Origin of the sequence: Streptococcus sp. XMC (genome assembly GCF_021341835.1) — a bacterium.
Lineage (GTDB): Bacteria > Bacillota > Bacilli > Lactobacillales > Streptococcaceae > Streptococcus.
In genome coordinates this window covers 577979-592400 of sequence record NZ_JAJTNQ010000001.1, presented here as the reverse complement: position 1 = coordinate 592400, position 14422 = coordinate 577979, and the positions used below count along the sequence as shown (strand labels likewise).

The following is a 14422-nucleotide window of genomic DNA, read 5'->3' as shown; positions in this document are numbered from 1 at the left end:
GTTCCAGGAGCAAAACTTCCTATTTTTTCGTCAAAAAAACCGCGATTTCTCGCGGTTTTGATGAGACAAATCCTAGATCTTAGTCTTCTTTTTTGCGTTTAGCAAGTCCGAATAATGAGAGACCTGTCAATGCGCTAAGAATAGCAAGACCAGTTTTTGAACTTTCCTCTGTACCAGTCTTAGGAAGAACTACTTTTTCATCAGTTGGATTGATGAATGCAACTTCCTTAGTTTCTGGAGTTGAAGGAGTTTCTGGAGCAGGTGTTACAACTTGTTTGTAGATGTGTTGTGTATTACCATTTGCATCTACAACAGTCTTCACGAACTCATAGCCAGGAATGTCTTTCTTAGGTTGTTCACCATCTTCAGTTGGGAAGCCTGGAATTTCTTTTCCATTTTCGTCAACGAATGTTGTTACTGGCAAGACAGTTGGTGTGTAAGTTGCAGAAGCTTTTGTTCCGTTCACATCTTCACGAACTACTGTCACTGCTGGTGCAGTTCCTGTAAATTCAGGTTCTGGAGTGAAGGTTACTGTTCCGTCTGCTGCTACTGTGTAAGTACCAACACCAGGAATTGTCTTCGTAGTTGAACCATCTTCAAAGGTTGCTGGAACTTCGTCATTCATTGGTACACGGCTATCACCTTCTGTGAAGCTTGGTTTACCTGTTTGAGTAGCACCCTTCTTACCAATTGAAGTAACTGGTTCACCTGTTGGAGCAACTGGTGTTACTGTTGGTGTGTACTTAGCTGTTACTGGTGTACCGTTCTTATCAACACGTTTGACAGTTACGCCTGTACCTGTTCCTGTGAATGATTTCTCTGGTACGAAGGTTACAGTACCATCTGGAGCAACTGTATAAGTTCCTTCACCTGGAATAACCTTAGTTGTTGAACCATCTTCGAAGGTTGCTGGAACCTCATCATCCATTGGCACACTTGGGTTACCAGGAGTGAAGGTTGGTTTACCAGATTGTGTTTGACCTTGGATGTCTGTTGATGTTGCTGGCTCAGCTGTTGGAGTCACAGGAGTTACAGTTGGCGTGTATGTTGCAGAAGCTTTGGTTCCGTTCACATCTTCACGAACCACTGTCACTGCTGGTGCAGTTCCGACAAATGATTTCTCTGGTACGAAGGTTACTGTTCCGTCTGGGGCAACAGTATAAGTACCAACACCTTCAACTGTCTTAGTAGTTGAACCATCGTCAAATGTTGCTGGAACTTCATCGTTCAATGGTACTCGGCTGTCACCTTCAGTGAATTCAGGTTTACCTGTTTGAGTTGCACCTTGTACATCTGTAGATACTGCTGGAGTAGCTGTTGGTGTTACCGGTGTTACTGTTGGCGTGTACATTGCTTTCACAACTGTACCATTCTTATCTTGACGTTGAACCACGATACCTGATGCAGTTCCGACAAATGATTTCTCTGGTACGAAGGTTACTGTTCCGTCTGGGGCAACTGTGTAAGTTCCTTCACCTGGAACAACCTTAGTCGTTGAACCATCAACGAATGTTGCAGGTACTTCATCGTCCATTGGTACTGCAGGATTTCCTTCTGTGAAGGTTGGTTTACCTGTTTGTGTAGCACCTTGGATATCAGTTGATGTAGCTGGTTCTGCTGTTGGAACTACTGGAGTGATGAAAGGTGTGTAAGTTGTACGTGCAAAGGTACCATTTGCATCTTCCATTGAAACACCTACCGGAAGAACTTCACCTGAGTATGCTTTGTTAGTTGGAGTGAAGATCACTTCACCTTTCTCTTTATCTACAGTGAAGATACCGATGATATCTCCTGCAGGTGAGAAGGCATCCAATTGATCAGTTGGGTTACCAGAATCATCGTAAAGTTTCAAGGTTGAAGGGTTCATTGGTGCAATTGGATCACCTTCTGTGAAGGTTGGTTTGCCTGTTTGAACAATTCCTTGAGGTGCTTCTGATGTAGCTGGTTCTGCTGTTGGAGTAATTGGAGTTACAGTTGGTGTGTAAGTTGCAGAAGCTTTTGTTCCGTTCATATCTTCACGAACAACTGTGACTGCAGGTGCTTCGCCAACAAAGCGTGGGTCTGGTGTGAAGGTTACAGTACCATCCGCTGCTACTGTGTAGATACCAACACCAAGAACTTCTTTGGTAGTTGAACCATCTTCAAAGGTTGCAGGAACTGCATCGTTCATAGGAACATTTTCATGACCTGCTGTGAAGGTTGGTTTGCCTGTTTGGGTTTGACCTTGCTTGTCAGTTGAAGTTGCAGGTTCAGCAGTTGGAATTACTGGTGTTACAGTTGGTGTGTAAGTTGCAGTAACTGGAGTACCGTTCTTATCAACACGTTTCACTGTTACGCCTGTACCTGTTCCTGTGAATGATTTTTCTGGTACGAAGGTTACTGTTCCGTCTGGAGCAACTGTGTAAGTTCCTTCACCTGGAATGGTCTTCGTAGTTGAACCATCTTCAAAGGTTGCTGGCACATCATCATCCATTGGTACTGCAGGGTTACCTTCTGTGAAGGTTGGTTTTCCTGTTTGAGTAGCACCTTGAATATCTGTAGAAGTTGCAGGTTCAGCAGTTGGTACGACTGGAGTAATCTTAGGTGTGTAGGTTGTTTCTACAGCTGTTCCGTTAGCATCTTTAGCTTGAACCTTAACTGGAACGACTTCACCTGAGTAAGATTTATCAGTCGGTGTGAAGGTTACAACACCTGTTTCTTTATCGACTGTGAAAGTACCGATTTCTTTACCTTCTGGTGACTTAGCAACTACAGATTCTGCTGGTTGGCCATTTTCGTCAAGAAGAGTAATGGTATCCTTGTCGATTGGTGCAACTGGGTCACCTTCTGTGAAGGTTACAGTTCCAGTTTGAACCACACCTTGAGGTGCTTCTGATTCTGCTGGAGTTGCAGTTGGTGTTACTGGAGTTACAGTTGGTGTGTACTTAGCTGTAACTGGTGTACCGTTCTTATCAACACGTTTCACAGTTACGCCTGTACCTGTTCCTGTGAATGATTTTTCTGGTACGAAAGTAACAGTTCCATCTGGAGCTACTGTGTAAGTTCCTTCTCCTTCAACTGTCTTAGTTGTTGAGCCATCTTCAAAGGTTGCAGGGACTTCATCATCCATTGGTACACTTGGGTTACCTGGTGTAAAGGTTGGTGTTCCTGTTTGTGTTTGACCTTGTTTATCAGTTGAAGTCACATCTTCAGCTGTTGGTGTTACAGGAGTTACAGTTGGTGTATAAGTTGCAGAAGCTTTTGTTCCGTTCTTATCTTCACGGACAACTGTCACTGCTGGTGCAGTTCCGACGAATGATTTTTCTGGTACAAATGTAACTGTACCGTCTGCTGCTACTGTGTATGTCCCAACACCTTCAACGGTCTTCGTTGTTGAACCGTCGTCGAATGTTGCTGGAACATCCTTGTTGATTGGTACACGGCTATCACCTGCAGTAAATTCAGGTTTACCTGTTTGAGTGGCACCTTGAATATCTGTTGTTTCTGCTGGTGTAGCAGTTGGTTTAACAGGAGTTACAGTTGGTGTGTAGGTTGCAGATGCTTTTGTTCCGTTCTTATCTTCGCGGACAACTGTCACGGCTGGTGCAGTTCCGACAAATGATTTTTCTGGTACAAATGTAACAGTACCGTCTGCTGCTACTGTGTATGTACCAACACCTTCTACTGTCTTAGTGGTTGATCCATCGTCGAATGTTGCTGGAACATCTTCGTTGATTGGCACACGGCTATCGCCTTCAGTAAATACAGGTTTACCTGTTTGAGTGGCACCTTGAATATCTGTTGTTTCTGCTGGTGTAGCAGTTGGTTTAACAGGAGTTACAGTTGGTGTGTAGGTCGCAGAGGCTTTAGTTCCGTTCTTATCTTCACGGACAACGGTTACAGCTGGTGCAGTTCCGACAAATGATTTTTCTGGTACAAATGTTACTGTTCCATCTGGAGCTACTGTGTAAGTACCAACACCTTCTACTGTCTTAGTTGTTGAACCGTCATCAAATTTCGCTGGAACATCTTCGTTGATTTCAACAGTCTTTTCAACACCGTTAACTTCAACTGTACCACCCTTGAATTCAGGCTTACCTGTTTGAGTGGCACCTTGGATGTCTTTTGTTTCTGCTGGTGTTGCAGTTGGTGTTACTGGAACAATCTCTGGAGTGTAAGTTGTATCAACCTTGATTCCGTTTGAGCTCTCAGCTTGAACCTTAACTGGCGTTACTTTACCTGTATAAGATTTATCAGTTGGTGTGAAAGTAACTTGGCCAGTTGCTGGATCGATTGAGAAGTTACCGATAACAGTTGTACCATCTCCCGCATAGGCTGGTGTTGTCCCGTTCACTTCGTTGCCATCTTTATCCAAGAGTTTATAGCTATTGTCTTTAATGGTAATAGCCTTATCTTGATCGTTGACTTGAACAGTTGTGCCTGCAAAGGTTGGTGTTCCAGTTTGAGTCGCACCTTGGATATCCTTAGATGTAGCTGGTTGTGCTGTTGGTACAGCTGCTACAACAGTTGGAGTGTAGCTTGCTTCAGAAGTAATAGTTGAAGTTGCACCTTTAGCATTTGTCACAGTTGCAGTTGCTTGAACCTTAACACCCTTAGCAGTTCCGACAAAGTCTTTTTCAGGAGTGAAGGTTACAGCTCCTGTAGTTGGATCAATGGTGTAAGAGCCTTCTCCTGCTACTGTTACAGTTGTTGAGTCTGTCGGTTGACCTGTTGGAGGGTCAATCAACTTCTTACTTGTAATTTGAGCAGTCTTGTCGTTACTCAAATCGAAAGTTGGTGTTTGGGTTTGAGGGACATTTTGAATGTCTTCAGAAACCTTATTTGTAGGAGTAACCATAATCGGTGTGACAGTTGGTGTATACTTAGCTGTCGCTGTCTTAACGTACTCATCACGAACTAGGCCATCCTTATCACGACCAACAGGAGCAGACAATGTCACTGTCACGCCATTCGCAGTTCCTGTAAAACCAGGTTCTGGAACGAAAGTCACTTGACCAGTCGTATCATTGATAGTGTAAGTTCCTTCTCCTGCTACCGTAACAGAACGCGCATTTGTTGGTTGACCAGTTGCTGGGTCTACCAACTTAGCAGGATATAGCGCACTTGGAGTAACGGTAATCTTGCTTTCGTCCGCCTTTGTTCCAACTACAGTAAATGTTGGTGTCCCGGTTTGTGTAGCTCCTTGAACATCTGTTGAAGTTTTACTTTCACCTTCCATATCCTTTGGAGTAACGGTTGGGATGTAAAGTCCATCCATTGTGTTTAATAAAGTATCAACATTGGCTTCTTTGTCTGGGAATTTTGTCGACCAACCAGTGTCATAGCCATTGTTATCTGAACGACGGATTGAGATACCATCCGCAGTTCCAAGGAAATGGTCTTCAGGAATGAACTCAACATCTACTGAAGTTCCGTTAGGAGTAATTTTGTATTTCCCTTGGCCTGGTACAACGTAGTAGCCCTCTGCATTCAAAGTAGCCTTGTTGCCGTTTGCATCTACGATGTATGGTGCTACAGTTTCGTCGATAATAGCAGTTGAGTTGCGTTCATACTTGTGCTCTCCACGTGCTGTAAAGGCTACTGTTGCTGTTTGTTTAGCACCTTGAGCACCAGTTGTCTCCTTGAGTTCCCCTTTTGGTGGGTGCGTAATTTGAGTCTTGAAGTCTTCTACTTCCCCTGAGAAGGCCATACCAGTTGGGCTCTCAATCTCGGTAGCTTTCTTGGCAATACGGACACGAGCACCTAATTCCTTGATGCTAGGGTCGACATAAGTCTTGCTTTTTGCGAAGGTCAACTCAACTGTACCATCTTGGGTCACTTTTGCAAGCTCAGAGCGCTCATCTTCGTCAAAGGTACCATTTTGGTTAAAGTCTATCCAACCGTAGATATAAGCTTCTGAAGCTCCATCTGTATGAGCTTCTACTGACAGCTTGTAGTTACCTGGGCGTGTACGGTCCATCTTGATCATCTCATTGGTTTTCCCTTTGAGTTGATCTGGAAGCAATTGGTCAATTCCTTCATCGGCCGTAGTTGCCTTATCATCACCGAACCAGTCAAGAGTCGTATTCTCATCCATATCCGGACTCACGTTACCAAGATACGGTTGATTTACTTTAGCTCCAGTAACACCGTCAACAGTTGCAATGGTATGGACTGCTTTACCATATGACTCAGGAGCATCCCCTTCATCAAGTGGTAAGAATCCTAGCATAGCAGACTGTTTACCACCTGAAGCGATATAAAGCCCCACTTCAGATGCTCCACGTGTCATCACGAGTGGAACTGCATTATTTCCTGCTGAAATGTTTGGACCAAAGACACCTGTCCCTAATCCACCGGTCACTTGATCTGGATTCCCAAAGTATTTCCAGGCTACTGGCTTCTTATCTGGACCAACTTGATTAGAATCACGAAGTTGTCTTAGGTTAATGTTATTATATTTAGGTTTAGAACCAAAAAGATTCTCTGTATCTTGTGGTTCATAAGGAACAGTGGTGGATGGTCTAGTATATTTTTTCCATTCTCCAAGGTGCTGCCAACCTTGTCCGTTGGTAGTGAACATAACAAATTCACCAGGGTTAGCAGACTCCCCATCAGCCATAACAATAGCTGGCTTAACTTTCTTTCCGCGGAAGGTTGCAGAGATTTCAAACTGAACTCCAATATTTCCACCATTCATAGATGAACCCATGGTAGTCTTCTTGGCTTTCGTATCAACGTTTTCCTGTCTAATTTCAGTCCAACCGTTTTGAGGGTCAGCGATGACTTTGGCCTCTTCACCATTGTTAAAAGCTTGTTTAGCAGCATTTGAAGTATATCCACTACTTACATAACCGTTTTTCGCATCTGGATCATAGGTTGCTTTCTCTTCTGCTGTAGCCCCTTGATCTTCCATCCGTTTTTTATAGATTTCAGTCGCTTGGAATGGTTTCAAGGATTTGACTTTTACAGTAACTACATAACCAGGCATGATTTCCTTGGTATAGGTAGCCCCAACTTGAAGAGCTAATTTTTCTTCTAAATCTTTATCAGGAAATTGGTCATTTTTAGGAACATTGACTGTTTTTGCCCCTGTCCAGTTGGCTACATCTCCAAAGTCCAACCAAGTAATCTGGCTAGTCATAGATTTGGCATCAAGATCTGTTGTAAAACCTGGTTTTTCTACCTTTGGAGTTGAAGTTGCGTCTTCAACGTCATCCCCAATCAAGCTTGGATCATTTGCGTCACCGAGAGCACGACGAGTACGGCGTTTGCCAGAAGTTTCTGCTGTTACAGCAGGAGTTTCAGTAGCTGGAGCTGCAACACCTGCAGCCACTTCTTCTTTCTTATCTGTTGCAGCTGCTTCAGTTGCCTTGTTGTTAGGGTTTGTTGAAGCTTCTGCTGCTGCAGGAGTTGCTACAGCCGCTTTATCTTCAGTAGTAGCTGCAGTTGTTGGTTCAGTAGTTGTTGCTGGTGTTGCACCTGCAGCAGTTACTGGTGCTTCAGCTTTGTAAGTAGTAGCTGAAGTTGAAGCTTCACTTGTTGTAGTGGGTGCTTCAGTTGTCGTAGAAGCAACAGCTTCTGTTGTTGTAGCAGGTTGAGCCCCTTCTTCTGTTGCCTTTGCAACAGTTGTTGGGTTCTCTGCGTTTTCTTCGGCTGCTACGCTAGATGCTGTACCAACCATAACGAGTGTTCCTAAAAGGACAGAGCAAACTCCGACATTCAATTTACGAATCGAAAATCTGCTAATGCGATCATTAAATAAATCTTTGCCCATATTTTCCTCCATAATTTTTTACAATTAATAAGCTAATTTATTGGCCTATATTTTAAACTTTATATATTCTATCAGATTAATTTAAAACATCAAAGCGAAATGACTCAAAAAACTAATCATTTTTTAAATTTTTGATGATATTACTAACCGGTAGATTTAAAAAATAGGAAGTAGAATTCATTTTTATGAAAAAATCATAACTTTCTTCTTATATATATTGTGTTTGTAAGTAGCATTTCTAAATTGCCAAATCAAACTTCAACTGAGGTTTGACAGGATCATAGTCCTCCAGTACAAAATCCTCAGCTTTAATCTCAAAGAAATTGGTGCCATCTGGTACGTTCAATACCAAACGAGGCTGGCAATCAGATGGCTCGCGCCGAAGTAATTCTTCTGCCTGTTCGAATTGGTTATCATAGATGTGGAGGTTGTTAATAAAGTAAAAGAACTTGCCAACCTTCCAGCCAAAGTGCTTGGCAATCATCATTTGAAGAGCCACGTATTGCATGGCATTGATATGGTGCGCCACCAACATGTCATTCGAACGTTGGGTCAAGGTCGCATCCAGATAGATTTCTCCATCTATACGGCGCACATCAAACATGGTTTGAAAAGCACAAGGTAAGAGTCCTTCTGACTCTTCAAAGGCTTGGTAGTCCCAGAGGGAGATGATATTGCGACGATTCCATGGATTGTCTTCTAGCTGTTTGAGAATTTTGTTGATGATGTCGTGCTTTTTAACGACAGCACCATAACGCTCTCCAATTGTTCCTGTATCTCCTACTTCCCAGTCATTCCAGTAATGAACTTGGTACTTGCCATTTAGGAGTTCCAGACTATTGGACTGGTCCTGGTAGATCCAGAGCATCTCCTTGATGGCTGACTTGATGGCGATAGGACGAAGGGTCGTAATAGGGAACTCGCCCTTGGCAAGATCAAACTCCATAAAAGCACCTGTGATGTACTTGGAATTGGCAGTTGTGCCATCCTTGTACTTAGGCCGAGCTTGCTCAGACCAGACGCCTTCTTCCATAATTTTACGAATATTCTCCTTAAAAATGGTATCTGCTTGTGTCATTAAACCTCCTTAGATACTTTAATACATACATTATAACACAGGATAAATAAAAAGAGTTCTAAATAATTCAATTTAAAACTCTTTCTGTATGATTCTATTGTAGGACAAGTGATGCAGCTCCAATGACACCTGCATCATTTCCAAGATTAGCAAGCACCAATTGGGTTGATGTCCGAACTTGTGGGAAGGTATTTTCATCAAAGACCTTTTGAACCCCATCCAAGAGGAATTGACCGGCTGCTGATACACCACCACCAATGACAATGTTGGCTGGGTTCAAAACACTAGCGATGTTGGCACAAGCAATACCCAAATATTGAGAGAAATGACGGTAGACAATCAAGGCTAACTCATCTCCATCTTTAGCCAAATCAAAGACTGTCTTAGCTGTAACTTCTTCTCCATCATCAATGAGACGTTTCAAGGTCGCATTTCCTGCGTATTCATCAGCATAGCGACGAGTCAAATTGACAATCCCGGTTGCTGAAGCTACTGTTTCCAAGCAACCTTTCTTACCACAGGTACAATCAAATGGACGATCGAAATCAACTGTGATATGGCCAAGTTCACCAGCAACACCACCAGCACCGTGCAAGAGTTTTCCTTCTGCTACGATACCGCCGCCAACACCAGTTCCAAGTGTCATGAAAACGACATCTGGTTGGTTTTCACCAGCCCCTTTCCAACGTTCACCAAGGGCAGCAACGTTGGCATCATTATCGATGAAGAAAGGAATTCCCAAGGCAGACTCGATATCTTTCTTGATAGGCTGTACAGTTTTCCAGTTGAGGTTATAAGCACCAACGACAGTTCCTTCGAAGCGATCCACTGCACCAGGAGATCCCATACCGATTCCAATAAAATCTTCTGCGGATAAGTTCAACAATTCCAAGCGGTGTTTGATGGAAGCGATGATATCAGGAACGATATGGCTTCCTTCGTCAAGAATGTTGGTCTTGATAGACCACTTCTCTTGAATCTCTCCTTCTTGCGTCAAAATTGCAAATTTGACAGATGTTCCACCTAAGTCAATACCAATAATTTTTTTGGACATTTTACACTCCTTTGTTCCTATTCTCTTGACACTAGTATACCAAAATGTGAAAAGGGTTTCAATTGTTTTTCAAGAATTCTCTCAATTTCATTTACAAAAAAGAACCTGTCTGCAAAAACACAGACAGGAGTTCTTTACTCCTCGTTATGAAGTTTTAAAAAGAGCCTCAAAGATTGGACCCCAATCACGAAGAAGAACAAGCCCAAAATATGTAACAAGAAGATACTGATGGACAAAGGACTGACAATGAGAAATAAACCTATAAACAGCTCAATCAGTCCCCAAAAAGTGAACTTCTTGGATAATTCTTCTGATCGTTTGGATAGGTAATGGGCCTTTTTTAAACTCAAGGCAGACTTATACAAGAGCCAAATACCAAGTGTGATCGGAAAAACAATTGGCAAGGTCTTGTAGCCATATAGCAAGAGATAGACTGCAAAGACCAGCGAGACCGCACTCTGGAATAAATAAGGATCTGACAAGGTTGCTTGAGTCCTGAGACGATAGTAACGCGACAAACGCGATACTGAAATCAAGAAAAATCCCAGAGAAATCAACCAACTAAAGGTGGCAATTTTTTCGATTGGATTTACAAAAAGAACAAAGCCAATGCCACAGAATAAAAATGATGACAGCAAAAGACTGTATTTACTAATATGGTGCATTCTTTCTCCTTTAGTTTTCTGCCAACTCACTCAAGTACTCATACCGTTCGTACTTGGCTAAGAGCCGCTCGTTTTCTTCATCCATCTGACGCTGTAGACTGGCCAACTTCCCGAAATCAGAACCATTCTCATTCATCTCAGCCTCGATGGTTGCAATCTTGTTTTCAATCTCTTCAATCTCACTCTCGATGGTCGCCCACTCCTGCTTTTCCTGGTAGCTCATCCGTTTCTTTTCTTCTCGGACTTTGACTGCCTTTTCTTTTTCAGGCCTGCTACTTTCAGCAACCATTTCTAGCTCAAACTTTTTCTCATCTAGGTAATCCGTATAATTTCCAAAGAACTCACGAATGCCACCATTTTCAAAAGCTAAAATCTTAGAAGCAACCTTGTCTAGGAAATAACGGTCATGACTAACCGTGATGACCGGACCACCGAATCCTTGCAGGAAGTTCTCTAACACTGTCAAGGTCGCGATATCTAAATCATTGGTCGGCTCATCCAAGAGCAAGACATTTGGTTTTTCAATGAGGAGCTTCAAGAGATACAAGCGTTTCTTCTCACCACCAGATAGTTTTTCAATCAAGGTGCCGTGGGTCGAACGAGGGAAGAGAAATTGCTCTAGCAATTCAGCTATTGAAGTAGATCCTGCGCTAGTCTTGACTTCTTCAGCTACTTCTTGCAGGAAGTTGATCATCCGCTTGCTTTCATCCAAGCCTTCGATCTGCTGGGAGAAGTAGGCAATCCGTACCGTTTCTCCGATAATGACCTTCCCAGCAGTCGGTTGAAGTTTTCCAGCAATGAGGTTGAGCAAGGTTGACTTCCCAACTCCATTATCTCCTACAATACCAATCCGATCCTTGTTTTGAACCAAAAGATAAAACTGCTGCAGAATCGGTCCTTGATCATAAGCGAAATCAACATCTTGAAATTCGATGACTTTCTTACCGATTCGACTGGTTTCAAAGGACATTTCCAGATCAGTTTCCGTCGTCTGATGAGATAGGTCCTTTTTGAGATCATGGAAACGATTGATCCGCGCCTGTTGCTTGGTAGCACGCGCCTGCGGTTGGCGACGCATCCAGGTCAATTCTTGCTTATAGAGTTGTTGCTTCTTGTGAAGAAGAGCCGCATCCCGTTCGTCCTGCTCAGCTTTTAAGCGGACATAATCCTGGTAATTTCCTTGGTATTCGATTAGACCGCCACGGTCCAATTCAAAAATACGAGTCGAAATATTGTCCAAGAAATAACGGTCATGGGTGATGAAAAGAACGGTTTTCTTAGAGTTCTTAAGGAAATTGGTCAACCATTCGATGGTATCAATATCCAGATGGTTGGTCGGCTCATCTAACAGCAGCAAATCATGGTCTCCCAAGAGAACCTGTGCTAGCTGAACACGGCGACGCAGGCCACCAGACAAGCTACCAACCTTAGCAGACAAATCCTGAATCCCCAGCTTGGTCAGGACTGTTTTGACCTGACTTTCGATTTCCCAAGCATTGAGAGAATCCATCTCCGCCATGACTTTTTCCAGTTTCGCTTGCTGACTCTCATCGTACCGGCTCGTCAACAATTCATACTGACGAATCAATTGAAGTTCCTTCACATCTTCTGACAAAACAGTATCAAGGACCGTCTTGATATCATCAAATTGAGGTTCTTGGGTCAGATAACCAATCTTATAATCATTCTTTGCAGAAAAAGGGGAACGATCTCCGTCATAGCCTGCACGACCCGACAAAACATCTAAGAGAGTCGTTTTCCCTGTCCCATTGACCCCGATTAGTCCAATTCGATCCAGCTCATGAATGATAAAAGAAATATCTTTAAAGACCGTCTTATCCCCGACGGACTTGGTCAGTTTTTCAACAATAAAATCGCTCATGCTTCCCCCTTCTTGGCTTCAAGATAGCTTCTCAAAAAATCTCCAATCGCTTGTTTGTCATTCTCTAATTCGCCATCTACAATGGCCCATTCGATGGCAGAAAGTACTTGTCCTAGACTTGGACCTGGTTTTAAGCTGTATTCCTTCATCAACATCCCACCGTTGACCACGATTTCGTGCTTATCATGGATCGCTAGAGAATCATACAATTCTTCGATGACTTGGAAATCTACGGGCAAGCCATGAGCCTGACGTAGTTCTTCAGCTGACAAGAGAAGGCTACGGTCATAGCGATAGACATCCCGACGATTTAAACTAGCCTTTTCACGCAAACGGTAGATTTCAACCAACTGCTCCACCTTCTTAGCGAAGTCACGAGAGGTTTTCCATTTCTTGAAAAAAGCAGAGACCTTATTCTCATCTAGGGTCAAGAGTAAGGCAGCCCAAGCTTGCTCGGAACTCGTAAAGGTATAGTCCATGGACAGCTGGAACAGTTTCTCTAGTGACGATTGGCTATTTTGTAAGAGAGGGAGATACTGATAGCTTCGGCTAGCAATCACACCTTCTAAGCCCTTGCGCCAAAAAGGAGCTAAGAGGAGCTTGTCCAACTCAATAAAGACTCGTTCGACAGAAATTTTCTCCAGCAAGGGAGCGCAATCTGTCATAGCCTTAAAGGTTGCTTCTTCTAGATCAAATCCAAGACTGGCCTGAAAGCGAAAACCACGCATGATCCGAAGGGCATCTTCGTTGAAGCGTTCTGTCGCTACACCAACAGCTCTTAAGATGCGATTTTCCAAATCTTCAAGTCCATCGAAGAGGTCAATAATTTCCCCTTCTTCACTCAAGGCAAAGGCATTGACGGTGAAATCGCGGCGCTTGAGATCTTCTTCTAAGGAACGGACAAAATTAACCGCACTGGGTCTTCGAAAGTCGACGTAGACATCCTCTGTCCGAAAGGTGGTAATTTCATATTCTTGATGATTTTCAAGAACCAGGACCGTCCCGTGTTCAATCCCGACATCAATGGTCCGCTCGAAAATAGCCTTGGTTTCTTCTGGGTAAGAGGAGGAAGCGATGTCTACATCGTGGATGGGACGACCTAAAATGGCATCCCGTACAGACCCTCCCACGAAATAAGCCTCATATCCAGCTTTTCGAATCTTTTCTAATATTGGCAAAGCCTCCTGAAATTCAGAAGGCAGTTTTTTTAATCTCATAATAGATGTTCTAAACCATAGACAAGCTCATGACGCTTGACTACTTCTTTTACTCCTAGATTGACCCCTGTCATGAAGGACACCCGATCGTAGGAATCGTGGCGTAAGGTCAATCCTTCTCCTTGACTACCGAAAATCACTTCTTGATGGGCTACCAGACCAGGCAAGCGAACCGAATGGATGTGCATGCCTTGGTAGTTGGCACCGCGAGCACCTGTAAGACTCTCTTCTTCATCTGGTGCTCCCTGCTCTTGTGGTTGACGGACCTGACTGATCAGCTCAGCTGTCTTCACAGCGGTCCCACTCGGTGCATCCTTCTTCTTATCATGATGCAACTCGATAATCTCTACATTCGGGAAATACTTAGCTGCCTGCGCTGCAAATTGCATGAGCAAGACGGCTCCTATAGCAAAGTTTGGCGCGATGAGGCCTCCAAGTTTCTTCTCACGAGACAATTCAATCAAGTCAGTGATTTCTTCTGTTGTAAATCCAGTTGTCCCAACCACAGGCGCAAGTCCATGCTCCAAAGCAAAGCGGGTATGTTCATACGCCACTTTAGGGATGGTGAAGTCAATCCACACATCCGCATCCAGCGACAAAACCCCTTCTTTGTCATGAAAGACCGGAACACCCGCCAGCTCGTTTTCAGACGCATGGGGATCAATCAAGCCGACTAATTCTAGCTCAGGATCCTCTAACACCATGTGATAAGCCGCTTGACCCATTCGCCCTTTAAAACCTGCAATTACTACTTTAATCGGCATGTTTTC

At 43.5% G+C, this 14422-nt stretch carries 7 protein-coding genes; all 7 read right to left on the bottom strand.

Annotated features, from left to right (window positions below; genetic code table 11):
- Positions 1-79 precede the first annotated feature (79 nt).
- The 7 genes from LXO72_RS02730 to dapB all read right to left on the bottom strand — a co-directional run bounded on the left by LXO72_RS02730 (position 80) and on the right by dapB (position 14416).
- Entirely contained in the window at positions 80-7756 is a 7677-nt protein-coding gene (locus LXO72_RS02730) for a CshA/CshB family fibrillar adhesin-related protein (RefSeq protein ID WP_233331467.1), read from the bottom strand.
- Positions 7757-7994: 238 nt separating this feature from the next.
- Positions 7995-8834 carry a thymidylate synthase gene (locus LXO72_RS02725; protein ID WP_233331466.1) on the bottom strand — a complete coding sequence of 280 codons (840 nt, stop codon included), beginning with the start codon at positions 8832-8834 and terminating at the stop codon, positions 7995-7997.
- A gap of 94 nt (positions 8835-8928) precedes the next feature.
- Positions 8929-9888: an ROK family glucokinase gene (locus tag LXO72_RS02720; RefSeq protein WP_233331465.1), complete on the bottom strand. Its 960-nt coding sequence runs from the start codon at positions 9886-9888 to the stop codon at positions 8929-8931.
- A 134-nt stretch (positions 9889-10022) separates the two neighbouring features.
- Positions 10023-10553, bottom strand: coding sequence for a DUF308 domain-containing protein (locus LXO72_RS02715; RefSeq protein ID WP_154858038.1), 531 nt, complete (start codon positions 10551-10553; stop codon positions 10023-10025).
- Positions 10554-10563: 10 nt separating this feature from the next.
- Positions 10564-12435, bottom strand: coding sequence for an ABC-F family ATP-binding cassette domain-containing protein (locus LXO72_RS02710; RefSeq protein WP_233331464.1), 1872 nt, complete (start codon positions 12433-12435; stop codon positions 10564-10566).
- Entirely contained in the window at positions 12432-13652 is a 1221-nt protein-coding gene (locus tag LXO72_RS02705) for a CCA tRNA nucleotidyltransferase (protein WP_233331463.1), read from the bottom strand. The genes LXO72_RS02710 and LXO72_RS02705 overlap by 4 nt, the downstream gene beginning before the upstream one ends.
- Complete coding sequence (gene dapB, locus LXO72_RS02700; protein ID WP_233331462.1) at positions 13649-14416, bottom strand: 4-hydroxy-tetrahydrodipicolinate reductase; 768 nt, start codon at positions 14414-14416, stop codon at positions 13649-13651. Before dapB ends, LXO72_RS02705 begins: the two co-directional genes overlap by 4 nt.
- Positions 14417-14422 lie beyond the last annotated feature (6 nt).

Coding starts and splice junctions, on each gene's coding strand:
- LXO72_RS02720 (WP_233331465.1), bottom strand. CDS start 9,888: ATGTCCAAAAAAATTATTGGTATTGACTTAGGTGGAACATCTGTCAAA.
- LXO72_RS02725 (WP_233331466.1), bottom strand. CDS start 8,834: ATGACACAAGCAGATACCATTTTTAAGGAGAATATTCGTAAAATTATG.
- dapB (WP_233331462.1), bottom strand. CDS start 14,416: ATGCCGATTAAAGTAGTAATTGCAGGTTTTAAAGGGCGAATGGGTCAA.
- LXO72_RS02730 (WP_233331467.1), bottom strand. CDS start 7,756: ATGGGCAAAGATTTATTTAATGATCGCATTAGCAGATTTTCGATTCGT.
- LXO72_RS02715 (WP_154858038.1), bottom strand. CDS start 10,553: ATGCACCATATTAGTAAATACAGTCTTTTGCTGTCATCATTTTTATTC.
- LXO72_RS02705 (WP_233331463.1), bottom strand. CDS start 13,652: ATGAGATTAAAAAAACTGCCTTCTGAATTTCAGGAGGCTTTGCCAATA.
- LXO72_RS02710 (WP_233331464.1), bottom strand. CDS start 12,435: ATGAGCGATTTTATTGTTGAAAAACTGACCAAGTCCGTCGGGGATAAG.